We start from the raw sequence: 23,708 nt of genomic DNA on the forward strand, positions 1-23,708 counted from the left end.
CGAGACTCAGCATGCCCGACGAAGATCGCCCCGGCGCTGAGGTGCTTGAGCCCGGCCAGTGAAGGTTGCTCGGGGCGCACCACTCTCACGATCGAAGGCATGAGTAACCGCCATGGGTGCCAGACGGTTCATGCCACGGCATTTCCGCCACTACGAGGCACGGTCCGGAATGCCGTTGCTCCACGATCATCAGACCCTCGCACCGACCAGACCGTGATCGTTCTCACCGGGCCGCGACTACATTACTGACTTCGGCTTGTCAGGGTGAGGTTGGATCGTCGAGGGTCAGACCAGTGCCGGCTATGAAGCCCTTGAGGGTGTCGGTCCGATACTGAAGTCGTTTGAGCCGGTTTCGGACGAGGGTTTCGAGCCGGTCGAGGGCGACCAGGGCGAGGTTGGCCAGGCTGTGTTTGACGTGCGCCCATACCCATACGGCGTTATGTGAGCACTACGTGTGTCCCATGATCGAGTGTCTCATCCGTTGTGCGGTTGACCGCAAGGCCCGTGTCTCATTTGTTCTCGACGTAGCACCCAAGGTCAGCGCGGCGTCACTCACAGGAGATCGTTGCTCGGGCTGGCGACGATGCTGCCGCTGCCAGGGACTGTAGGGCAGACTCCAAGGCCAAGGGCCGGTATGAGTCGCTGGCCTGGTGCCGGTGGTGGTGCGGGTGCGTCGCCGGCGGCCCTGGCGGCAAGCGCGGGGATATTGTTGAGATCCCCGACTCTGTCGGGGATCTCAACGTTGCATGGGTCTGTCAGGGGCCATCACCGCCCCGGCAACTGCAGTTCTGGGCGGCGGTAATCAGACCGCCGAGCCCCCATCCTGCCCCTCCTGCGGCGAGGCACTTCACCGGCGCCGAGCCGACGAATGTGCTCAGGTACGGCAACGTAACCGCGCCGATGATCAAGGCTGCGGCGAGTCGACTCCACAGATGGCGCCACGAGCCAAGGTCGGTACTTCGGCCCGGCAGTGCAGCATTCAACAGACGCGGATAGTACGCGTGCGAAATATTGCCCAATACACTAAACAGCAAGATCCAAAACATGCTCACGATGAGCTCCTTGAGTCCGATGGGACGAGGTCCACCTCTTCACCTCCAGCCATGGATCCTCGACTCGCGTTCCGATGTGAGTCGATTGTGGCCTTGGTCAGCATCTGTGGCGTTTGTCCGATCGGGAGAAGTGCGCGCCTGTGTCACGCCGTGCTGGACGGGGAGGCTGGGCTTGTCGAGGATTCAACGGAAAATTCCGCGCGGGAGGGACGATTTGTGAGCGTCGGCCAGTACAGCTCAAGCGCGAGCGGGCGGTGGTGAGATCGGCGGCCCGGGCCGCTGACCTGCGTCATTGGGTTCGCTTTGTCCGGCGTGGCCAATTCGGTCCAGGCGTTTCGTGCTCGACGGAACATGCCTTTCGGGCACAAAAGGAGCCGAGTCGAGCCCGGCAGATCAGGCTCAGAGCGCCCGGGCCTCGCGCCAAAACCGCCTGCGGCCGTTACGCGGACGCCGGTAACGTCCTTGGCATGGCATCGACCATCACGTTCGATCAACTGTTGTCCGGAGCCAAGGACTTCGCCCATCTCGCCTTGAACGCCCACGCGGAGGGGCACACCGACGTCTTCCTCCTGGAAGCGGGAGTCGGCGTCGAACGGCTGGCAAAGGCCGCCCTGGTCCGCGTGCATCCGACGCTGCTGTCGGAGGTAAAGGGCAGCGACGACATGCTGCTGCACTTCGCCGGCGCCACAACCGCCCCGCCACGACGGTTCCACACCATTGGAGCGAGTACTGCCCTTGCACGTCTGCGGAAGATGGGCGCCCTCCCGAAGTCAGAGGACCTGGACGGCCTGATCGAGCTGCGGAACGGCGTTGCCCACCTGGGAGCCAGTAGTGCTGAGGACTACTTGGGCACCTTCGTGGACACAATCTGCAGGCTCCTGGACCATATTGGTCAGGACAGGACCGCGTTCTGGGGGGCATGGTCCGATGCCGTCCAGGTAACGCTCGACACCAAGTTCGACCTCGCGCAGAAGGCCGTCCACCTGCGTATGAACCAGGCTCGCTTCAGGTTCGATGCCCGTTTCGGCGCGATGCCCGAGGGGACTGTCGAAAGCATCGCCAAGACGATCGGCGAGACCGGGCTGATAATCATCGATGCGAACCGGACTAATACGCGTTTCCGGACGCTCAGTAGATGCCCGGCGTGTGAAGTAGACGCTGCGGCCTTGTTCTTGAAGGCGGTGCCGGAAACCACCCTCCTGTACGAGATGGAGCTGACCGCCGATGGACTCCTGTGCGGTCTGTGCGGCTTCCACCTTTCGGATGAGGAGGAGGTCAAGATTGCTGGCCTGCCACCCACCATGCGGTGCAAGGTCGAAGACCTCACGGAGACGATCGAGGACGGTCCCCTGGCCGCCGGCGACCTGTTCACGCATCTCAACTCAGGGGGCCTCAAATGGTTTGCCGACAGCTTCTAGTGCTTTGGCATGCCCAGAGTGGGAAAACACTCTCGGCATGCCAAAGCCCCAGCGTGACACCTAGCTAGCGCAAGGAACGTACGACGCCCTCTGAGTGGTCAGCGAGCTGAGTGCGAAGCTTGCGGGCGTCCTCCTCCAGCTCTGCTTTACGCAACGTCAGGACCTGGATCTGGTTGGCATAGACGACCACGGTGTCCTTCAGCTCGCGGATCTCGGCTGCCTTCTCTTTATGTAGCTCGCGCAGTTCCTTACGCAGGCGGGTCACCTCGGCCTTGAGCTCGTCGGTCTGAGGCCGTTTCACCTCTGGGGCGGCCAGGATCTCCTTGATCGTGGCAGCGACCGGCGAGCGGTAGTAGGAAGCGCGGGAGACTCCAGCCTCAGCGGCTATGTTGACCGCGGTGACAGTGCCGTCGGTGATCTCCGGGCGACCGTCCATGAGCTGCTCGAAAGCCCGCATGATCCGCTGATCCAGGCCGGCCAGGCCCTCTTGCTCACGCTGGAGACGGGCGAAGGCAGTCTGGGTGACTGTAGGGATGCTCATGCGGCTGAGTCGTCCTCGCGGTCGGTGATCTCGGCGATCAGGTGGTCCAAGCTCGCTATGTGTTCACGGATGGCGATCTGCTGAAAGCGCGGCAATCCGGCAGTGTCAGCAAATTCTTCAGCCGCCAGATCGCGGGCACTTTGGATGCGGGGCACGTGGACGGACGAGCGGCGGGAATTTGGGCAGCTCAGGCACATGTTCAGCATCGGCAGTGGGCGGCCGACGCTCTTCGCACGCTTTCCGCAGACCGCGGTCTCCGCATGGTGGAAGCAGTCGTTGAGTACGCCGGGATGCAACGTTCGTGTCAGGTGCCGTAGTGCGGCCCGCAGTCGCTTGGGACTGGCGACCGCACCGGGCAGGTCGCCGAGCTCGGCCCGGATGCGGTCGAACTCGGCCTCGATGCGTTTCGCGGCCCCGCCGGCGGACTTCCCGCCCTCGTTCCAGTCGTGGTAGAGGTCTTCGACGTAGTCCAGTTTGGCCACGGCCTTCTCCGAGGCCACCTCGTCGGCGAAGCCGGACTGGGAGGTGCCTGCGTATCCTTCGAAGATCGTGAAAGCGGTGTGCTTGTACTGACGCGTTCCAGCAACGACGCCGAAGGGCTGGTGGGCGATGTGCCAGGCCAGAGTGCGGCGGAACTGCCGCGTATCGAACGCCCACGGCAAGTCGGCAGCCTCCTTCTCGTCCTCCCTGGCGGTTTCCTGCCCGAGTTCCTCGTCAGCTGTCTCCGCCCCTTCCGCCTCTTCCGCCTCGTCCAAGTCCTCCAGGCCAACAGCGTCGGTGACCGGAAACGGGATGTATGGGACGCCATCCGCGCTGAACAGCTCGTTTAGGTGGTCGCGGAAGGCGTTGAGGCGTTTGGGCATATCGCTACTCAATCCGTATCCGCTGTCCTTGCGGTCGGAGTGGCCGAACAAGTGTTCCGGGTCGTTGTTGATCTGCTTGAGGACCTTGACGGCCTCGTGAACGACCTCCAGGACGACCCACTCGGCCTCGTCCCCGGTGAGCTTGCGGCCTTTGAAGACGCGGCCCCTGATCTTGTGGTGCAGGCGTCCGTCCGCAGCTGGTTGAGTGACGGCGCAATCCCGGGGGAGCATCCGCACTACTGGCGGGAGGGGGTTATTCCGACCGTGCACTATTCCCCGATATCGCTCGCCCCGACTGATGACACTGAGTATGTGACGCCCGGGGCTCTGGGCTCTACCAGGGGTGGACGGATCCCAGGGGACGAATCAACGAGGAGGCATCCTGCGGCGGCCGCCTTCCCCAGAGCAGTTGCCGCCGGGTGGCCCGGCGGCAGGCTCGGCCGGGTCACCCCGCTGTCAGCGAGTGTCGGTACGTTTTTCGAGGCGGGTGCCGTGGCGAAGGGTGATCGACATCAGGTCGCCGGGGGCGTCCAGCTCCAGGCGGTGCCAGCGGCCACGGGGGACGATCACGGCGGTGCCTGGCTGCAACTGCACCATGTCCTCGGTGTCGTCGGGCCTGGCGGGACGGAAGTAGAGGCGGACACCGCCGGTCAGGCAGCACACCGCCTCCTCGGCATGCGGGTGCATCTCCCAGTGGTCGGCGTGTACGTCGGCGTCGGTCTCCACGTGGAATGTCGCGAGCTGCCAGGCGCCGGAGTTGCTGTTCGTCATCTGCCGTTCGGCGGCTTGGACATCGCCGTCGGGGTGGATGTGCAGCGCCGAGGCGAACAGGTCGATGGGTGAGGGGGGCGTTGTCGTCATGACGGCGTTCCTTCCAGTCGGTTCTCTGCGGTGGCGGGTTGCAGGGCGGGTGTTTCGGCCTGGCGGCGAGGCAGCACGGTGATCGCCACGACGGCCGCGATCCCGAAGAGGGCGGCGGCGATGGCAAGGCCTAGGGCGTAGCCGTCGTTGATTGCGGCGGGGTCGGTTGCCGTGCCGGTGCGGTGTGCGGCGATGGTGGCCAGAGCGGCCAGGCCGATGCAGCCGCCGAGTTGGCGGGAGCTGTTCATGAGGCCGGAGGCCATGCCGGCCTCATGGCGGGCGACGCCGGTGGTTGCGGCGGCGACGATCGGGGCGATGACTAGTCCGACGCCGGTGCCGGTGATGATGCAGGGGCCGAGCACATCGGTGAGGAATCCGCCGTCGGGGCTGATGAAGGCGAACCAGGCCAGGCCCACAGCGGCCAGCAGGGCGCCAGGCACCAGGGACGCACGGGGGGTGCGTGCCGCGGTGATGCGGGTCGCGACGAGGGTGCCCGCGACCAGACTTACAGCGAAGGGCAGGAACGCGGCACCGGTCGCCGCGGCACCCATGCCCAGAACCTGCTGCATGTACAGGGACACGAAGTAGAACGCCGCGAACTGCCCGGCCGTGGAGAAGAAGACCAGCACGTTGGCGCCGGCGACCCAGCGGCTGCGCAGCAGGCCCAGGCGCAACAGCGGTGCGGAATGCCGGGATTCGGTGACGACGAAGGCGGCCAGGAGCATGGCTGCGGCGACGAGCATCGTCCATGTGGCCGGGGAGTCCCACCCTTGGGCGTCGGTGCGCACGACACCGGTCACCAGCAGTCCGACTCCACCGGTGGCCAGGACGGCACCGAGCACATCCAGCCTCTCGCGCCGGGCGGGGCGTGCTTCGGCGGGCACGCCTGCGCGGACCAGCGCGAGAGCCACCGCGACGATGGGGAGATTGATCAGCATCACCCAGCGCCAGCCCGCGTACTGGGCCAGCAGCCCACCCGCCAGCACGCCCAGCGCTCCGCCTGCGGCGTTCACCCCGCTCCACACCCCGAGCGCGCGCACGCGCTGCGGGCCCTCGGGGAAGGTGGTGGTGAGCATCGCCAGCGTGGCCGGCGTGGCCGCGGCGGCTCCCAGGCCCTGGCCGGCGCGGGCGGCGATCAGTTGCCAGGGTGTCTGGGCGAGCCCGCCCGCCAGTGAGCACAGCCCGAAGACGGCCAAGCCGAGCACGAACAGCCGTCGTCGGCCGTAGAGGTCGCATGCGCGGCCTCCCAACAGCAGAAAGCCGCCGAGCGTGAGCGCGTAGACGTGCACGACCCACGACAGGTCGAGCGGTGCGAATCCCAGCGCGGTGTGGATCGCGGGCAGGGCGACGTTGACCACGGATAAGTCCAGGGCGACGGCGAACTGGGCGACGGCCACGGCTGCCAGCACCATTCCGGGGCGCCCTCGCGAGTTTTTATACATGTAAGGAAAATAGCGCCAGGGGATCGACGTTGTCGACACCTGGGAGATGATGAGGGCATGCCGCAACCGCCCGCACCGCGCAAAACCCTCGGCCGGCCTCCCCGCATCTCCCGCGAGGAGGTCGTCACAACGGCCCGTCGGATCGTGGACACGGAAGGCGTGGACCGGCTGACCATGCGGCGGCTGGCCACGGAGATCGGCAGTACGCCGATGGCGCTCTACCACCACGTCCGCAACAAGGAAGAACTGCTCGTCCTGCTGCTGGACGACTACGCCACGCGGACGCTGCACCGACCCGACCTGCCTGCTCAGCCCCGCGAGCGGATCGTCGTCGCCGCTGCCACGATCCACGAGGCGCTCGCCGCCTGCCCGTGGATCGTGGAGGTGCTGACAGCCGACGACCTGATGGCCACATCCGCTCTGTGGTTTGTCGAGCAGATCGTTGACGGCCTGGTCGAATGCGGCCTGTCCCCCGAGCGGGCAGTACACGGCTACCGCGCGATCTGGTACTACACCGCTGGAGAAATCGTGGTCCGCGTGACAGCGGCCCGGCGGCGCACAGACGATGACCGTCCCACCTACCGGGAGCAAGTCTTCGCCGATCTCGACCCGGGCGAGCTACCCCGTTTGGCACAGGTCGCGGACCACTGGGCACCGCTGACCGCCGAGGACACCTACCTGGACGGGCTCCGAGCCCTGGTAGACGGCCTCCTGGCTCCCCGTTGACGTGCTCATTCAGTTCATATTCTCAGCGCCGATCCGGTGCCAATGCCTCCACCTCAGATCCCCACGAAGCCGATCTCATGATCGCTGCGATCTGCTGCTGGTGACCTCCTCGGCGCGGGCGGCGAGGTACTCGGCCCAGTCACGTCTTGCGTAGGCGACCCAGCGGAGCGCGGTGTGGCTGTGCATCCCGGTCACGTCGGCGAGGATCGGGCTGGGAAGATCAGCAGCGAGGGCGGCCAGTGCCCCGTTGCGCGCTGTGCGAACCAGGATGCCGTGCCGGTTGAGTTTCTGGGTCATGCCGTGCGTCGAGATCGGCTTGCCCGGGACCATGCCAGGGAAGAGCCATCGAGGGCCTGGGTGGGCTCGCGAGAGCTGCGGCCGCAGTTGGGGCTGTTCGGCAAGTTGCCGAAGGAGCTCGGCGAGCCGTGGAGGCAGCAGGACGGGGTGGCGGCCCAGGACCAGGTGGGCGTGCTTGTCACCGAACTTGAGGTGTTCAGGCGTCAGATGGCAAAGACGTTCGGTGGACAGGCCGAACAGCAGGGTGATCGCGCCGCCGGCCCGGACGTCCGTCGGCAGGGCATCGTCGGTCAGGCAGCGTTGGAGGAGCCGCCAGCGAGCCTCGTCGTCGAGTAGGTTCTGGGGCTCCTGGCTCGGGATGGAGGGCACGGTCAGTTCGCAGGTGAGCCGGCGGCTCGTGGTCCATTTCAGGAAGTAGCGGATCAGGTAGCGCCGCTGGCTGGTGGCCCCGGCGATCCAGTCGTCGACATGCTCCTGGGCGAGGTCGGCGAGGGCCAGGCCGCGTTGGTCCATCCAGGCCAGGAAGTCGAGGGCGATGCTGACGCGGCGCCGCAGGTCGCGGTCGGCGGAGGCCGGATGGCGGCGTGTGGCGGCCCGCTGGCGTGCTCGCCGAAGCAGGAACCAGTGCAGGAACGGGCGGGCGAGGCTGGCGTGCGCGGCCGGCTTGTCCGCGAGTTCGTGCTCCAGCCAGCCCGGGATGCGTTCGATGTCCTCGTTGCGTTCCTCCAACACGCCAGTGTGGACGAGGAGTTGGCGGATGTATCGCTGGTTCCGGCTGGGCGGGAGTTCATCCAGCAGCTCGTGGCTGAGCTCGTGCCCTTCGGACGCCAGCCGGGCGAGGAGCTTGGTGTTCGGGCTCTCCTTAAGCCACTGGATAGCAGGGAATGGTGAGGGAGCGTCCGCCAGTGCGGCCGCGAGCGGTTCCAGCTGTGGGGTGATCGTGCCGTCGGGCCCGGCCAGCAGGGCGTTGACCCGCTCGGCGAGGACGCAGTGAGCGCATCGGCCGCGGCTGTGAGGATTGCCTGCCCCGCCGCACTGCTTGCAGATGTAGTCAGCGGCGAATCCGACACATGGTCCGCAGATCTCGGCGCCGTCGTCATCCCGCGCGATCAGCGGCTGGACCATGCCGCAGCGCGGGCACTCGGCCGGTGAGCGGAGCACGGCGGTGTAGCACGTCATGCAGACCGGCCCGATCGGCCAACGGGTGTTGACCGGCTTGGTTCGGCCGCAGCGGGCGCACGGCTCGCCGCTGCGATGACGCTGATAGCAGGTGGCGCAGACCGGCTGACCCTGTTCGTCGCGGCTGGCGCAGGGGCGGACCCTGCTGCAGATCGAACAGGTCACGTCGGGGCCCTGGTAGCAGCCGTCGCAGAGGTCCGGCTGCCCGTCTCGCGCGTTGCGGGCGATGCGCTTGAGCTGTCCGCACCTGCCGCAGAGCCTTCGTGGCCGGCGATGGCGGTTGTAGCAGAGGTGGCAGAGTGCGCCGTCGTCGTCAACGAGGGCGGCGGCTGCGGTCTTTCCACAGCTCACGCAGGTGCGCATGGGGCGTTTCCAGCACTTGATGCACAGCCCTCGGCCGTCGTCCCGTCGTACCACCGGGTGTCGGAACTGCCCGCATTCGGCGCACTCCTCGAATGTGGCTGGGTCCGCGCGGTAGCAGCGATGGCAGATCGGTCCCTCGGGGCGTCGGGCGACGACGCGCTGGCCGTCGCGCTGGCATCGTGCGCAGGTTTCGCGTTGGCGGCTTCGGGCGTCGCATGTCCCGCAGAGCCGCCCTTCGGGGCGGAGTTGCCGCAGGTCGGACCGGATCTTTCCGCAGTGTGCGCATCCGGGGCGAACGACCGGGTGTCCGGCTTCGTGCAGCACCTGGGCGAGCCGCAGCAGAACCGGTGGGCAGAGGGAGCTGCCCGAGGTCAGGGCGTCGGGGTGTGCGGCCATGTGATCGGCGAGTTCTTCCAGGAACCGAGCGGCGCCGCGGACAGGGATCGGCACTGCCGCTTCCAACGCCGCGTTCGCATCGGCGGTACTGATGGCCGGCAGGACCTTGGTGACCTGGCCGACAGCGGCGTTCGTAGCAGCTTCCATCCGCGCAACCTGCGCGGCAAGACGGGCGACGATCGACGGGGCGGTCGGAGAAGGGGCGGTCACAAGCCCTCCGGCCGCCGGATCGAGGTCCGGCGCACGGCCGGCAGCGGGCCGGGCGTCTCGCCGCCGGCGGTCTTGCGTACCTCTTCGTTGACGACCTGAACCTCGATGAGGTCGTTGGGCCGGCAGCCGAGGATGTCGCACAGAGCCGCGAGAGTGTCCATCGACAGCCGCTGCGGCGGCTGCGTGACCAGGCGGAAGACCTGCTCGCGCGAGAGGTTGACACCCCGTTCGGCCAGCAGCGGCACCAGGTCGGTGGTCTGGAACATCTCCTTGTCGGCCATGAGCTTGCGCAGGTTCCAGCGGTAGCCCATCTTCTTGATCACTTCGGGTCCTCCCAAATGCCGGGGAATCGCTGGCCCAACTTCTTGTGCAGCAGCCGGTTGCGGTACTCGTCCGAGACGCCGGTATAGAGGGCCGTCGTGCTGGCATAGCCGTGGCCGGCCTGGTCCTGGATGAACCTTTCCGGGTAATCAAATTCGGTCAAATGTGTGATATAGGAATGCCTCAGGCAGTGCAATTCGAGTTCTTCGGGCAGGTCAGCGGCCTGCTTGGCGGCTTCGAAGGCTTCGTTCGCCGATCGGCGTGACAGTCGCCCGGCGCGTTCGGTGACCCAGATCGCCGGGTGCTTGCCCACGTTGAACCGGGGCCGGACCTCGGTCAGGTAGTGGTCGAGGTCGTCGACGATCCAGTCCATCTCCGGGACGGTGAAGATGGTGCGGCGCTTGGGCGGGCTGCCCTTGGAGGACTTGCCCCAGCGTACGAACACCGCCCCGTGGCGCTTGTATTGCGGAGCCTTCGGGTTGCGCCGCAGGTCGGCGAGGTCGAGGCCGACGTTCTCCCGACGCCGCATGCCATAGGCGTAGTAGGTCTTGATCAGGGCGGAGTCGCGCATCGCGGTCAATACGCCCTTGCGGCCGCGCTTCCGGATTTCCTCGACCCGCCCGTCGGCAGCGTCGAACAGGTCCTGGATCTCGTCGTAGGTCAGCGGCCGACGGCGCGGGTCGCCCTCGTACTCACTGACATGGGTGACGGTGTTCCACTCGTGCAGGATCTGGACCGGCACCTCACCGAAGCGCTCCTGACAGACGGACATCCAGCCGTAGCGCGGGTCGGTGATGTACTCGCAAAACAGCCGCAGGTGGTTCTGGTAGTTCCGGCCGCTCGACACCGTGAACGTCGGCGTCTTCGTGCGCAGGTGGTCGATGAACGCCTCGACCTCCGCCGACTGCCACTGCCACGGGTACTGGTTGGAGAACTCGGCGAACCGGCGGACCAGTGACAGCCGCGGCTTGATGGTTCCGTCCCACTTCAGAAAGCGGGCCCGCTGCTGCTTGGTCCACCCCTCCAGCATGGCCTCGAACACAGCCGGCTCGGGGTCCAGGTAGGAGATCCCGTCCACGAGCATCAGGTGTGCCGCACCCGCCAAATCGGCAGCTTTCGCCACTCCAACCTCCGTTGCGTTAGGTGCAACATTGTTGGGATAGCCTCGGTGGAGCGCAAGAGCCACTGGTAGATCGCTCGCACGGTGCGAGAGGATGGCGGAGCAGGCGCCCGTCACCTGCTGATTCGCGCTTATTCGAACCCTGCGGAGTGCTGCATCAGATGCAACTCCGCCCCGTTTCGTCATCCCTCATGCCGCTCAAGTAGGCGATCACCACCCAGCAAGCGATTCGCAGATGGTTGATCTCGGTGAAGACGGTGTGGCGAGACAGTCCGGGGTGCCATGGCTTGCCGGTGGCAGGCCATGGCGACATGGTCACCGGGATGCCCCCCACTTCCCAACCGAGCTCGTTTCCGGCAGCGACTATGCGCTGGCGATAGTGGTGGAGGCCGTGACTGCTTATCAGCAATTGGATCATCTTCAAGTTCGGGGCCTGCACCACCCCGTCCCTGATCTCGGCCCCGGGGGCATTGTGGAAAAGTTGGAGAGGTAGGGAAGGAAGGCCCCGCCCCTCGGCCCTTCGCCCGGCGATGAAGGCGTCCAGCCGCTGCCTGACGCTGCCAGGCCTGGTGCGACCAGTCGGCAATTCCGACTTGAGGCGCGTCAGTTCGCGCTGAGCAGCCAGCAGGTCGCCGCTGGCAATCTGCACGTAGAACAGGGCGGCGGCCAGAAAGGGGCGCATGACTTCCTCAGGGATGCGCGGTGTGGTGTTCTCCCTGTTCGTTTGCTTCCACCCAGCGACCTGCTGGGCACTGCGATGTGGCCACGGAACCAAGCTCAGCCGGTCGTGGCTGAGGAAAGGTCCGTGCGCGGAAACATGCTTGAGTGTGTTGACCATGGCCACGGTGTTGTGGAGGCCGGACTGCTTCCACAATGCCAGCAGGGCATCCAGGTTCGTGAGTTCGACATCGGCAAGGTTAGAGATGCCGACCACGCGCAGGTCACGGAAGAGCTTCGTCAGACGATAGACCTCCACATTTACTGAGGTGGGCTTCATGGGCCTGTAGTAGCGGCCAGAGGCTCGGCGGAGGCGGGAGTAGATGTACTCCTTGGCGGTCTGCCTCTGTTCACCTGCTTCGAAGGCTCGGAAGTCGATGCGACTTCCTGCCCGTCGAGCGCGGGGCAGGAACTCCTTCAGATCCCACACGTCCTCACTGAAGCGGGGGCCTCGGGTTGCCTTCCCTCGGGTGAGCCGGGCGGGGAGTACGTAGATGTCCGGCTCGGGAGCTGGACGGGAGGTGGGAAGGGCAATGGCGGAGGTCATCAGATGGTCTCCAGGAGCGCGGTTGGCAGGGCAAGCCGGGCCCCGTCAGCCTCTGCGATGGCACGGGCGGTGGTGATCTGGGGTGTACTGAAGCGGGCGAGCACCCCGGTGACGATGCGCTCGTGCGCGAGCCCGAAGCGGGCCTTCCACTCAGCGATAGAAAACTCCTCGCGCTGCCGTTCGATCGTGCCCAGCGCGGAGAGCACCGCCGGCAGATGACGGGTGGTGAACACCGCATTCGGGCACTCAAGGCACACCCACGGCGGAACCGGGCACGGTGCCCCCTTCTTGACGGCGAATGGAGAGGCGAAGAAGTCTTGGCAGGCCGACAACCACACGTCCGTAGCACCAGACAACGCGTCGTGCACGGCCTCAGGGGCTATAGCTGCATCGCCGTCGTCCAGCCGTTCACCGTCGTCGTTCAGTACCACCGGCGGTGGAAGCGCGACCGCGAGTGCCTGCGAAAGACCCGCCTCGATGGCCTGGTCGTGGATCTCCTCATGGGCACCGATGTCGGCGTAGTGGCTGCCGGCGACCTGCGGAGTGTGGCCACTGGCAAAGTCCGGGAGGATGCCGCCGGCTCGCAAGTACTGCTTCGACTTGTAGGTCTTGCGTAATCTGCGCAAATCCAGCTTCACAGGGGACCCGTCCCGGTCTTTCATGACGTCGATTCCATGCGTGGCCATGAACCGGCGCCGGTGTGCAGTATCGGGTGCGAGTCGCTCGCGAAATGCGCCTGCCAATGCGCCGTTACTGCGAAAACTGATGATCCACAGTTCGTCCAGACCGCTCAGCTCTCGCGCATGTTGGGTCAGTCGCATGAGCAGACGTATGAGGCCACCGGGTGAGCGGAGGTTGCCGCCGTCCCGAACCCGCAGCGTTTTGTGCGGATCGTTGTGAGCACGGCGCTTGAGGTAGTTCACGCTCACGAAGCCGCGGGCGGGGTTCACCAGGCATCCCGGTCGCAGATCCTTGACCGCCTCGGGCTCCATGCCCGTCTGGCAGCCCAGCAGGACTTGGAACGGCGCCAGGTCCGCCACCGAGAGAAACAGCCGCTCGTTGACTGCCCGCATCCTTCCGTGGCGGGCCAGTTCACGGCTCCTGCCGTGCTCGGGACTGATCGGGCCGTTGTGCCATACCCACCACAAGACGTTCTCCAGCCGGTCCCAGCCATGGTGATCAGGATCCTTCCCGGCGAGGGCAAGGCGTTCGCCCTCCAGGAGCCGATCGCGGATTTTGCCGACCTCGATCAATGCGGCGGCTTCGAAAGCGTCGAAGACCGGGACGGGGTAGGCGTCCAGTGGTTTCTTGTCTGGGGCCTTTTCCCCGGACGCGTAGGCGATGCGTGACTGAAAATCCAGGCTGAACCGATCCGGATGCGCTTTGCTGACCAGCCGCAGCATGCGAGTCAAGGCGAGCATCATCGTGTGAGGAGCCTGGCTGCCCTCGCCGTATGCCTCGATCTGCCTGTCCTCGAAAGCGTCCAACAAGTCCGCTTCCAGGTCGTCCAGGTCGAGCTCGTCGCCGTGCTCGGGCATCGCCGCAGCGGTGAACGCGAGGAAAGTACGGACAAACTTGAGGTGCCGGCGGAATTCGGCCCGGTCTCGAAGGAGTCCCTTCGGCCTGGCGATCTCCAGCAAGGCCACGGCCATGGGCCGGGCCAGGCGAGGGATGCCCAGATCAGAGAGATCGACTACCTCTTCCTGGCCATCGATCGGCACCGTGCAAACCACAGGGCCCAGGCGGGGCACCGACTCGGGCACTGCCGGAGCCTCGGGCGCCGAGGTGAATCGGACACGTCGCTTGCTCATCGGCCGGCCTCCGCCGGCACCTTGATGCGATCGAGGACCGACGCCTGCTCGTCCCACTCCGCCAGCGCGGCCAGGACGATTTCCTGAGCTTCGTCCAGCACGTCCAGATACTGGTAAACGGTCTCCTCGTGGGCGTGCCCGAGCAGCAGCTGCAGCTTGCGCATCGGATTGCCGATCAGCAGCCGCTTGATCTGGGCCAGAGTGAAACGCCGATCCTCACTCATACCCATCGCCCGGACGGTCTGCCGAAGCAGCAACCCGAGCATGTGGACGGCGAACGTGTGACGCAGCGTGTGTGGATGGACCTCGTACTCGATGCCGAACTTCGCACACCGCTCGTTCGCGCGGCGGAAAGCCGACTGCCACGTCGACCTCTTCAATGGCTGGCCGTCCTCACCCAGCCACAGCCACAACGGGCCACCCACCCGACCGCGCGCGTCCACTGACAACAGCCGTATCCGGTCCTCGATTCCGATATCGGAGTACGTCCAAGCCCGCGTGCGTCCATCCACGATCATTGCCTGCCGGTTCGACCGGCGGACGAGCAATGGGTCCTCCCACCCTTCGTACGCTCCCGCTGCACGTTGACGCTGGACCAGTTCATCGCGCTCGAAGGCCAGGTGATGGTGCAGCTCACGCAGCACACGCCGCCGCGAGAACACCGTGCGGGCCACGCCCCGCTTGGTCACTGCAGGCGAGAGGTGGAAGTCCCCGATGCCTTGGGCCAGCGGCGGCACCTCCGGCACCAGAACACTTGAAGCCTCACCCAGCCGCATTCCCGTGCTGACGACGAGGTCGGCGAACAGGCCGTTCCGGTCGCCGTGACGTCCACGCCATTTCGGGTCGCGGCCGCCTTCGGGCAGATAGCCACGCAGCCCCACGTCCCGCCACAAGAGATAGTCCTCGTAGGACAGGAACCTGATTGACCCCGCGCTTCGCGAAGTCGGCTCGGCCTCGGCGTTCACCCGCACTTGCTTGGGGCCCTGCGGGGTCATCACGTTCTTGTCGACGTACCGGAACGGCTCTGCCGTCAGCAGCCCCGCGTCCAAAGACCACAGCACCCACTTGTCGAGGGCGGCCACGGAACGATTCCACGTGCCCGCCCCGACCCGGTCGTCCGGATCTTCAGCGTGCAGTCGAGCGCGCTTGTACGCCCGCAAATCCTGGCCGTCTATCTCCCAGATGGTCTTTCCTCCACGCGCCTCGTGGAGGAAACGGCAGACCAGCATGATGTCCGAGCTGTAGCCGTCGATGCCATTGCTCGACGGCACACCCCACTCAGACAGTTCGCGCAGGAACCGGTTCAGGTGCAGGTCGTACGAACCGTCTGGGCCGAGGATGAACTGCTGCCTCTCAGCGATCCCCGCCCGCTGGAGCACTCCGAGGGCATCAAAGCCAAGGTCTGGCGTAGCCGTCAGCTTGAGGGACGTGCGATGGCGGATCACGACTGCCTCGATCAGCTCATCTGTTGGCGCTTCCACCTTCAACGTCATGCGGCTCCTCTTCGTGAGACACGTGTCCCGGCAACATAACTGGAGATCTTTGAGACACATGAAAGTGCCGCCATAATCGACGGGGTTGAGGTCGGGTGAGTAGGCGGGGAGCAGGAAAACTGTCAGCCATGCACGCTGGGTGATCAGCTCACGCATGGCGTGGGAGTTGTGGGTGTTCAGACGGTCCCAGACGAGCACGATCGGCGCCTTGACGAGGTGGTGGACTCCGTCGATCAGCGCGATGAAGTCCCGTTCCCCCATGCTGCGGCGTTTGTCTTTGCCCGCGGGGTGGGTGCGCAGGCGGTGGCACAGCCGGGTGCGGGAGCCGGGCCGCATCGCGATCAGCCCGGCCACCGACAAGCGTCCCGAGCACCGGCCGCTGACCGTCACGACAGGTGTTCGGCCACGCCGGCCCCAGGTCCGTCCTTTGGGCGGCCGACGGGTGAAGCCTGCCTCGTCCTCGAAGCAGATGTAACCCCCGCAGGCCGCCCGGGCTCTTTTACCTCCGCCCAGGTCGCCTCCTTCCACGCGGTAACGGCCGGCTCATCACGCTCGGCCACCCGCCGCGCGGGTACCTGCGGACTGAAGCCGAGCCGGTGCATCAGCCTCGTCGCACCCGAGACGCTGTAGGAGACGTGAAACTCCCTGCCGATAAGCGTGGCCACCCACGCCGCCGCACCACACCTGATCCTCCACCCAGCCGTGCGCGGTCGGCCCCTGCTCCAGATACCCAGCCAGCTTTTCCAGACAGCGCGGGGACAGACGACACCGCGATCCACTCGAGCCACGCGAGGCCAGAGCCTGCGCACCACCATCCCGCCACAACTGCAGCCACTGATAAACGGACTTCCGGCTCACCCGCAGGCGCCGTGCGACCTCCGACGGCTTGATCTCCTGCTGCGGATCGTCCGCCGAGGCACCGGATCCGTGGTGACCTGGCGCCGGGCCCAGATGGTGCTCTTGTCGACCCAGGGCATGGACGTGGCCAAGATCGCCGAGGTGACGTTCACCAGCCCGGACCGGGTCCGGGACGTGATCCACAACTTCAACGCCGACGGCTTCACCTCGCTCTATCCCAAGTACAAGGGTGGCCGGCCGAAGACGTTCACCCTGCCCGAACGCCGTGAGATCAAGAAGATCGCCAAGTCCAGGCCGGTCGAGCACGGCCTGCCGTTCTCGACCTGGAGCCTGGTGAAACTGGCCGACTTCCTGGTCGCCGAGGAGGTGGTCGACGACATCAGCCACGAGGGCCTGCGCATCCTGCTCCGCGAGGAAGGCGTCACCTTTCAACGTCTGAGACCTGGAAGACCTCCCGCGACCCCGACTACGCAGCCAAGAAGGCCCGCGTCGAGCACCTCTACGCCATCGCCGACGGCGAGGTCATCCCCGAGGAGGGCGAGCCAGAAGTCGTCTTCTGCATGGACGAGTTCGGTCCCCTCAATCTCCAGCCCCACCCCGGCCGCCAGTGGACCGGACGCGGCGGCAAGCACAAGGACCCCGATCGCGCGCCGCGCCTGCGCCGCCGCGCGACCTACACGCGCCCGCACGGCGTCCGCCACCTGTTCGCCGCCTACGACCTGGGCAAAGACCAGCTCTACGGCCACATCAAGGAGACCAAGAACCGCTCTAAGTTCCTGGGGTTCTGCCGCTACCTGCGCTCCCTCCACCCCGTCGGCAAGCGCATCGCGATCATCTGCGACAACTATTCCGCGCACCTGACCACCAAACGCTGCCGCCGCGTTGCCGACTGGGCCGAGGCCAACAACGTCGAGATCGCCTTCATACCGACCAACAGCTCCTGGCTTAACCGCATCGAGGCCCAGTTCACCGCCCTGCGCTACTTCGCCCTCGATGGCACCGGCCACCCCACCCACAAGGCCCAGGGCAGCATGATCCGCCGCTACATCATCTGGCGGAACAAGAACGCCGCCGACAAGCGCCTCAAAGCCCTCGTGAGCAGGGCGAACGCAGCCTGACATGCAACAGCAGCGGCAGCAGGCGACGTCACCACAGGTGAAGGAAGCTCCGGACATCGTCATAGTCGTCAAGGGCCCGACCGTCCACATCCGACGGGTCAGCTTCGGCCCGCGCCGCCAGCGACTCCGCCAGGGCGCGAGCCTCATCGCTGAGATGCCCAAAGCGTCGAGCGGTATGGCCCAGGCACAGCCCAGCCAGCCCGAGCAGCGGACTCCCCAGCACAGCCCGCGTCCCGACCTGCACGCACCAGTGCTCGACGAACTCCGCGGCGTCGTCGTTCAACACGGTGCCGACCAGGACTCCCGCCGCCTCGCCCTCTGCTGAGCGGTCACGCAGAGCCCGCTCTAACGTCTCGACCACCACCTGGTGAGGCAGCGCGGGTGGGTTCTCGAAGCTCAGATGAGAATGCACCCCGCGAGACTACGCGGACCGCATCCAACGGCTACCTGCCGTGGACCCGTTCGGCACACGGGGCGAACGTTGCTTGATGCGGCACTAGATTCTCGGCATGTCGGGCCGCTCGACAGTCACCTAGTCGCCGCAGGGAAAAGGCCGGGCGTGCTAACGCCCGGCCGGTCCGACCAGCAGGTTGCACCCTGCGATCAGTAGAGATCCACACGCAATGAGGAGAGCTCTGTCATGACTGTACTCGTATCACCGGGGATGGGCCCTGACCCTGACGAGCCGTCTGGTGAGACGCCACGGTGGCGGCTCAGTGTTGGGCGTCAGGGGTTGGAGTTGGCGGCGGGTCGTCATCTTCAGTTGCTGGTGTCGCTGCCGCTGGCGGCGTGGCTGGCGGGAGCCGTCTCGAGCTTCTCGCTGGCTCACCGACTGATGTAGTCACGCGAGGATCGGCCCCATCCTACCCGGGTGGGGCTTTCTCGCATCCGCGCGCCCACTTGGCTCCCCGCGCGCCTCTGCCGAATGTCCCGTTCCGGTGGCAGGCTGTCGCTTTTCTGACTGAGGGGGATTGATGGCGCTTGCGTGTCCGCGCTGCGGTAACAGGGCAGGGCGAAGGGGGTAGTGGTGCGTCGGCTGGATGCTGGGCTGTTGGTTGAGCGTCTTGAGAGTGTCGCTGCTTCGTTTGCGCCAGGCGAGTTGGCGTACTTGGCGCTGACTTCGAAAATCGAACGGCCTGTGCAGGATCGGCTCGCATGGAGTTTGCGCACGAAGTTGCCCGACTTGGTGGTCTCGCGAGAGTGGAAGCGCACTGACCTGGCCATTCTGGACGCGCAGGCGTCGGTGCCCTTGTTGCTACTGGAGGCAAAGGCCATGTACACGGCCGACCTTGCCGGCGTGCGGCCTGCGAGCGCCGCGGATTACCCGACGCTGATGCGCGACGACGTCGTGAAGGCACGGCGACTGGCCTCGGAAGGCAACGCCCAGGTGTTCGCCCTCGCATTGGCGACCCATTTGATGACCAGTCCGCCGAACTGGCCGAATGTGATCAAATACGTCGCTCTCACACGCCGCAAGCTGCGCCAGTTCGGCGAGGCAGGCGTCCGGGCGATGGCAGCGGACACGATGAACCGTAGGCTTTCGGAACTGGGCCCGGTCTGCTCGGGTTCTCTCCACGGTGGTGAGGCGTTCGGTGTCGAGGTTGCTGTCGATTGGTGGCTGGTTGGCCCGGCTACGAGGGGGTGAAGGGTCCTGGGCGCCCAGCTCTGCTTCCACTGCACCCGGTGATCAGAACCGCTTCGTTCGATCACCGATTTGCGGCAGTGTCCGGCGGTGTTCCTGCGGGAGGAAGCGGTGGCGGGGTGAGCTCCGCGTGTGGGTAGGCCCGCCCTTCCGGGCGGGGCTTCGTCGTGTCAGCCGGCTGCTGGCCGGTCTCGCCACTCTTGGCTGGGTGGTGCGAGGATCCTCGGGTGGATACTCCCGACAATCTCCAGAGCTTGCGTTCGCCGCGGTTGAGGCCCGGAGATCGGGTGCGGATCGTCTCGCCCGCCAGCCCACCCAGCCGTGAGGGAGTCGCCCGTGGCGTCGAGCGGCTGTCCTCGTGGGGGCTGCGAGCCGAGTTGGGGGAGCACGTCTTCGACCAGTGGGGGTACATGGCCGGCCGGGACGAGGATCGCGCCTTCGACCTGAACTCCGCGTTCCGGGACACGGGAGTCCGTGCCGTCATCACCACCCGGGGCGGCAAGGGCACTTACCGCATCGTGGATGCGCTGGACACCGATGCCCTGCGGCGTGACCCGAAACCCGTGGTCGGCTTCAGCGACATCACCCACATCCACCTGACCGTGTGGGCGCGGTGCCGTCTGGCCGGCCTGCACGGTCCGTTTGCCGACTGGAGCGAGGAATGGTCGGGGGCCGCGTCGGCGGATGCTCTGCGCCGGGCGCTGATGACCACCGATCCCGTCACTCTCCTCCGCGACCCCGCTGAGGCAAGCGCCGCGGCCAGTATGGACGGTGTGGCGACCGGCATCCTGGTCGGCGGCAACCTCGACGCCGTCCGCACCGAGATCGGAGCCGGCCTGCCGAGCCTGGATGGCGCGATTCTCTTTCTCGAACACCAGAAGGGCACCGGGCTGGGCGAGGTTGACCGCGCACTGACCCAACTGGCCCGCAGCGGTGCCCTGGATGGACTGCGCGGCGTCGCACTCGGCCAGTTCCTCGGCTTTGAGCAGTCGACGGCTCACCCTGCGCTGGGGGGATGGGGCCTCGTTGATGTCCTGCGCGACCAACTCGCCCGCTTGGACGTTCCAGTCCTTGGCGGGCTTCCCGTTGGACACGGTGCGCACCCTCCAACCATCCCACTCGGTACCGAGGCCACGATCGACACAGCCACGGGCACACTGACCCTCCAGCCCGCCGTCGCGTAACGCCGCGGGCACCTGGAATCCATGGGCATGACGGTCGATTCCCTCTGTGTGGAGCACCGCGCACTCAGGCTCGCACCGTCATCAGGCCGCCGTGGAACAGCGACGAAGCGATGGGGGGAAAGCCTCGGTGTCCGGGGACGTTCGTGAAGGAGGAAGCCGCGACGGGTGGGGCCGTCGCGTGCTCAAAGTGACCTGCGTGCGGGCTGCCCCTTAAGCGGTATGGCCAGCTAGGAGCACTCAGTTCCGCTTCGACACGAGGCCGCCCTGTTGGGCCACACTAGCGGCAGTGCCGCGCCTGCTCGGCTCGCGCGTCGCGCCAGGCGGGTGCTGCTGGCTCAGCGGTGGATTGTGAGCACTACTGGTATCACGATTGCGGCTGATGTCACTCCTGCGGCTGCCAGGCCGATGCGGGCGGTCCGCATTGCGGGGCGCCAGGGCGGCAGTGCTGAGAGCAGCACGAGCACGATTCCGGCCCCGTAGAGCACTGGTGCTGCGGTGAGGGGCACGGTCACGCCTGGTGGGCAATGGTCAGGGCCGCACGAATCGGTGGCCATGACACCGAAGCAGTAAAAGAGGAAATCTATGACGAACAGCGAGGAGAGCGCGGCTGCGCCCAGCAACGGTGGCAGCCACCACCGCGGGTCGCGGTGCGGCCTGCCCGAGGTTAAGTTCATGACATAGATCCAAATGCCCTGCGGTGGCCAGCGCATCGGTGCAGCTACTCAAAGACGCTCGTGTGTGTACTCATGTGGAACGTCGGCGTGCAAGGCGTAGTGGTGGCGCTGGTGACGGGTGCGATAGCCGCGGGCGTTGTGCTGCTGGCCGGCGGGACGGGCGTGGGCGTGTGGTTGTCGCCGCGGGCTCAGGCTGCGGAGGATGCGCGGGACCGGTGGTCGCGGTCGCTGATCTGTCGGCAGTGTCTGGCGACGTTCCCGCGGGAGGAAGCTTTGGCGGTCTGACCCGGCAATCAGAATGCCCCAGCCAGCTGTCCCGAGCTGTGGCGAACCGGCGAAGCGGGTATCGCTGTTGGCATGGATGCTGTCTTAGCGAGTGTGGTGGCTGTTGTGGGCACGCTGATGGGTGCGTGGGTCACCTATTCGTTTCAGCTGCGCTCGGCCGAGCGGGCGGATCAGGTGCGCGGCCAGGAGCTGCTTCGGCAGGAGCAGCTTGACACTTTCAGCGCGTTCATCGGCATCTTGATGGCGTATCGCAAGAACCTCTACTTCCGGTGGCGACTGCAGAATGAGGAGGCGCCAGGGGAGCAGCGGTCTGGGGAGCGGGACGAGACCTACCGGCTTCGCGCGGAGGCTGAGCATGCGCTGGCGCGGCTTCGCCTGATCTGCGACGACACTGCCCTTGTGCGATCGGCTTCGGAGGCTTTGAAGGCGCCCAGCTCTTTGCGGCATGCGGAAGATCTGGCTGACCTGGTCGCTCGGCGCGACGAGGTCGAGCGGGTGCATGACGAGTTCGTGGAGGCTGCGGCCTCCTTCTTTCGTGGAACTGATCCACACGGTGCGGTAGCGCCCTCGGCCACGACTCCAAGGTGGCGCCGAGAGCGGGCCCGGCCCTCGAACTGAGGACGTTGGCGCGGTCGTTGGGCTGCTGCGCAGCGTGCTGGCCGCCGATGCTGCTGGATCAGGGTTGGGGAGCAGCCGCCACGTATAGGGGCGTACCCAGGACGCCGCTGCTGCCATCAGGTAGCTTGGCCACGGCTAGGGGGACGGCAAGGAACTCCATACGCCGCGGAGGGGTTTGGAGGTCGAGGTCCGAGAGAGGGCTCCTAGCGCAAGGCGGGACGCCTGGATGGGGAGATCGTGAAACGTCTCGGCGCGCGCACGTCCCTGCTCCTCCATTTCGGAAAGTTGGTTACCGAAGGCTCCAAAGATCCGAATACGTCGATTAGTCATGCCCCGCATTGAGACCGAACCGGCCCCCGGGCCATCCGCGCGTCCACACGGCCCGCAGGGCGATCCTCCCGCTCGACACGAACGCTCGGCGCCCCAGCAGGCTGGACGTCGAGGACGACGGGAGAGCCCGCCGCCACGATACCGGTCGTCTCGGTGTTCACTAGAATTTAAAATCTCAGAGGTGCCGAGGAGGATTTCACTTCCACGTCTTTAAACCCGTAAGAATCGAGAAGTCGACGCACAGAGTGCTGCTGCTGCGGAAGTGGACCAGGACCTGCCACTACCTCGATCACCGACTCGGGTTTAAATGCTACGCGAACATAGGGGGTGAGGCCAGCCGGGCCTGAGCGAAACGCTATACCGGAATTTTCCTCTCCCTCGTATGTCTGAATAATCAATCTCCACTCACGCTCTTCGTGAAATGTGGGGTTTTTGATTATCGCCAGCCGGAGATTGAGGACGCCTACGAAGCCGACTACATCATCATCATCATCAACGATGGACTTTTCGGCTTTTGAAAGTACTCGCTCTGCAAATATTCGAATAACCTCCTCCTCCTCCTCGGGATATATTCCGTAGGAGACCTGCCCGAACGCGCTCTGGGCAGAAGGGAGTCTTTTGGCTTCGGAACCCTCGAAGCTGTCGCCATGAAAGCCGATTGCATATCCAGCCGTGCCGCCGCCATAAGTGCACCACTGGCTGAGCAGGTCCCCACTCTCACAAAAGCAGCAGACGTAAGTGTCGTGGAAATGGCCTGCGCTCCGCATGGGGTCCAACTTTCCAGATATGTAGTCAACTACGCGGTCGTGAAGGCCCAACCCTCCAGGGGAAGTACCCGTGACGCGGTGCAATGCTTCTCTCAGCTGGCGGCATGCATAGGTCATTTCTTCGGCATCGTTCAGAAATGCCGTATTGGTTGCCCAAATCTCCGATGTTGAAAGAACGCCGTCGTATAGTGGTAAATGATTTCAGGATTACTCGACATTTTCGACTTCTCTCGATGCCGCTGCGTTCACCATGCCGAATCCCGTCATTTCCGCGGGGTTGGCGTGAAATGAATCCAGGTTAGATTGCCCTGAAAAATTCCCTGCACGATTTCGACGTCGCTCGTTGCCCTTCCATGCTGCCGCCAGCGCCCTAGCTCTGCCAGCGGGCACGCATGCCCCGCTTGCACGGCTGGGACGGGACCGGTCCTGGAACGGGGCGAGTGCCCCCGATGCTGCGCTCCACCGTCGACTTCCAGGCCGGGGCGACCTGCCACTATTGCCGCCACGTCGATCCGCATCCACCGGAGGAGTGGTGCCCCCGGGTTCCGGCGGCGGTGGATGCGGCGGATCCCCGGCCGCCCGACCGCAGGGGAGCCCGTCAAGGACGGCCCGTGTCCGAAGCTGCTCCGCGTGAGTGGGGGGGTGAAATTGTGGGTCCGAGCAGGACGGCCATTGCACCAGGCCCCGCCGGATCAGCCACCCGTACGCGCCGGTGATCCGGGGCTCGCCGTCGATATCCGCCGGCGACCGGTGAGCCGGTCGGCCAGCCGCCGCAGCGCGCCACCCTGCTGCGCCAACAGGGCCTCCAGACGGGCCGGCGCCATTTTCGCAGCGGCTGTCCACCTGGTCCTGTTGCCAGCCGGACAGCCGCTCCC

At 65.8% G+C, this 23,708-nt stretch carries 19 protein-coding genes and 4 pseudogenes; 7 read left to right on the forward strand and 16 right to left on the reverse strand.

What is annotated here, in order from left to right; genetic code table 11:
* Positions 1-259: 259 nt before the first annotated feature.
* Together B1H19_RS40960 and B1H19_RS38560 are read right to left on the reverse strand one after the other, a co-directional pair.
* A pseudogene (locus tag B1H19_RS40960) lies at positions 260-430 on the reverse strand (IS630 family transposase); the annotation flags it as partial.
* Positions 431-755: 325 nt separating this feature from the next.
* On the reverse strand, positions 756-1,052 hold the full coding sequence (locus B1H19_RS38560) for a hypothetical protein (RefSeq protein ID WP_159027996.1): 297 nt from the start codon (positions 1,050-1,052) through the stop codon (positions 756-758).
* 467 nt (positions 1,053-1,519) lie between these two features.
* Here B1H19_RS38560 and B1H19_RS05340 point away from each other — a divergent pair, with 467 nt between their 5' ends.
* Positions 1,520-2,470 carry a hypothetical protein gene (locus B1H19_RS05340; protein WP_083103468.1) on the forward strand — a complete coding sequence of 317 codons (951 nt, stop codon included), beginning with the start codon at positions 1,520-1,522 and terminating at the stop codon, positions 2,468-2,470.
* Positions 2,471-2,534: 64 nt separating this feature from the next.
* Here the strand turns inward: B1H19_RS05340 and B1H19_RS05345 are convergent, their stop codons facing one another.
* The 4 genes from B1H19_RS05345 to B1H19_RS05360 all read right to left on the reverse strand — a co-directional run bounded on the left by B1H19_RS05345 (position 2,535) and on the right by B1H19_RS05360 (position 6,147).
* A complete protein-coding gene (locus tag B1H19_RS05345; protein WP_083103469.1) occupies positions 2,535-3,011 on the reverse strand; it encodes a hypothetical protein in 477 nt (158 codons plus the stop codon).
* A complete protein-coding gene (locus B1H19_RS05350; protein ID WP_083103470.1) occupies positions 3,008-4,105 on the reverse strand; it encodes a hypothetical protein in 1,098 nt (365 codons plus the stop codon). Before B1H19_RS05350 ends, B1H19_RS05345 begins: the two co-directional genes overlap by 4 nt.
* Positions 4,106-4,330: 225 nt before the next feature.
* Positions 4,331-4,735: a cupin domain-containing protein gene (locus tag B1H19_RS05355; RefSeq protein ID WP_083103471.1), complete on the reverse strand. Its 405-nt coding sequence runs from the start codon at positions 4,733-4,735 to the stop codon at positions 4,331-4,333.
* On the reverse strand, positions 4,732-6,147 hold the full coding sequence (locus B1H19_RS05360) for an MFS transporter (RefSeq protein ID WP_083103472.1): 1,416 nt from the start codon (positions 6,145-6,147) through the stop codon (positions 4,732-4,734). The genes B1H19_RS05355 and B1H19_RS05360 overlap by 4 nt, the downstream gene beginning before the upstream one ends.
* 87 nt (positions 6,148-6,234) lie before the next feature.
* On the opposite strand from B1H19_RS05360, the gene B1H19_RS05365 reads away from it, so the two are divergent.
* Entirely contained in the window at positions 6,235-6,903 is a 669-nt protein-coding gene (locus B1H19_RS05365) for a TetR/AcrR family transcriptional regulator (RefSeq protein ID WP_083103473.1), read from the forward strand.
* Between the two features lie 75 nt (positions 6,904-6,978).
* Here the strand turns inward: B1H19_RS05365 and B1H19_RS05370 are convergent, their stop codons facing one another.
* The 7 genes and pseudogenes from B1H19_RS05370 to B1H19_RS40965 form a co-directional block, all read right to left on the reverse strand.
* Positions 6,979-9,348 carry an XRE family transcriptional regulator gene (locus B1H19_RS05370; RefSeq protein ID WP_159027997.1) on the reverse strand — a complete coding sequence of 790 codons (2,370 nt, stop codon included), beginning with the start codon at positions 9,346-9,348 and terminating at the stop codon, positions 6,979-6,981.
* Positions 9,345-9,671 (reverse strand): helix-turn-helix domain-containing protein, encoded by a 327-nt coding sequence (locus B1H19_RS05375; protein WP_083103475.1) that lies wholly within the window; start codon positions 9,669-9,671, stop codon positions 9,345-9,347. Before B1H19_RS05375 ends, B1H19_RS05370 begins: the two co-directional genes overlap by 4 nt.
* Positions 9,668-10,792, reverse strand: coding sequence for a tyrosine-type recombinase/integrase (locus B1H19_RS05380; protein WP_083103476.1), 1,125 nt, complete (start codon positions 10,790-10,792; stop codon positions 9,668-9,670). Before B1H19_RS05380 ends, B1H19_RS05375 begins: the two co-directional genes overlap by 4 nt.
* Positions 10,793-10,946: 154 nt before the next feature.
* A complete protein-coding gene (locus B1H19_RS05385; RefSeq protein ID WP_159027998.1) occupies positions 10,947-11,786 on the reverse strand; it encodes a hypothetical protein in 840 nt (279 codons plus the stop codon).
* Positions 11,787-12,052: 266 nt separating this feature from the next.
* Positions 12,053-13,864, reverse strand: coding sequence for a hypothetical protein (locus tag B1H19_RS05390; protein WP_083103478.1), 1,812 nt, complete (start codon positions 13,862-13,864; stop codon positions 12,053-12,055).
* The gene (locus tag B1H19_RS05395) at positions 13,861-15,417 is read right to left on the reverse strand and encodes a tyrosine-type recombinase/integrase (protein WP_472573296.1); all 1,557 of its coding nucleotides are present in this window, start codon (positions 15,415-15,417) and stop codon (positions 13,861-13,863) included. Before B1H19_RS05395 ends, B1H19_RS05390 begins: the two co-directional genes overlap by 4 nt.
* 15 nt (positions 15,418-15,432) lie before the next feature.
* Positions 15,433-16,257: pseudogene (locus tag B1H19_RS40965) on the reverse strand (IS630 family transposase); the annotation flags it as partial.
* Here B1H19_RS40965 and B1H19_RS40600 point away from each other — a divergent pair.
* From B1H19_RS40600 to B1H19_RS05435, 5 genes and pseudogenes are all read left to right on the forward strand, one after another.
* A pseudogene (locus B1H19_RS40600) lies at positions 16,252-17,333 on the forward strand (IS630 family transposase). The pseudogenes B1H19_RS40965 and B1H19_RS40600 overlap by 6 nt on opposite strands.
* 1 nt (position 17,334) lies before the next feature.
* On the forward strand, positions 17,335-17,658 hold the full coding sequence (locus tag B1H19_RS38565; protein WP_159027999.1) for a hypothetical protein: 324 nt from the start codon (positions 17,335-17,337) through the stop codon (positions 17,656-17,658).
* A gap of 702 nt (positions 17,659-18,360) precedes the next feature.
* Positions 18,361-18,978, forward strand: coding sequence for a hypothetical protein (locus tag B1H19_RS05420; RefSeq protein ID WP_159028000.1), 618 nt, complete (start codon positions 18,361-18,363; stop codon positions 18,976-18,978).
* Positions 18,979-19,262: 284 nt separating this feature from the next.
* A complete protein-coding gene (locus B1H19_RS05425; protein WP_237289760.1) occupies positions 19,263-20,159 on the forward strand; it encodes a S66 peptidase family protein in 897 nt (298 codons plus the stop codon).
* A 1,064-nt stretch (positions 20,160-21,223) separates the two neighbouring features.
* A complete protein-coding gene (locus B1H19_RS05435) occupies positions 21,224-21,736 on the forward strand; it encodes a hypothetical protein (protein WP_083103482.1) in 513 nt (170 codons plus the stop codon).
* A gap of 58 nt (positions 21,737-21,794) precedes the next feature.
* Here B1H19_RS05435 and B1H19_RS40765 read toward each other — a convergent pair.
* The 3 genes and pseudogenes from B1H19_RS40765 to B1H19_RS40300 all read right to left on the reverse strand — a co-directional run.
* Positions 21,795-21,908 (reverse strand): annotated as a pseudogene (locus tag B1H19_RS40765) (DUF7019 family protein); the annotation flags it as partial.
* Positions 21,909-22,233: 325 nt separating this feature from the next.
* Positions 22,234-22,884 carry a DUF2971 domain-containing protein gene (locus B1H19_RS05440; protein ID WP_159028001.1) on the reverse strand — a complete coding sequence of 217 codons (651 nt, stop codon included), beginning with the start codon at positions 22,882-22,884 and terminating at the stop codon, positions 22,234-22,236.
* Positions 22,885-23,525: 641 nt separating this feature from the next.
* Entirely contained in the window at positions 23,526-23,657 is a 132-nt protein-coding gene (locus B1H19_RS40300; protein WP_257789438.1) for a hypothetical protein, read from the reverse strand.
* Between the last annotated feature and the right edge of the window lie 51 nt (positions 23,658-23,708).

This window comes from Streptomyces gilvosporeus, from assembly GCF_002082195.1.
Taxonomy (GTDB): Bacteria; Actinomycetota; Actinomycetes; order Streptomycetales; family Streptomycetaceae; genus Streptomyces; species Streptomyces gilvosporeus.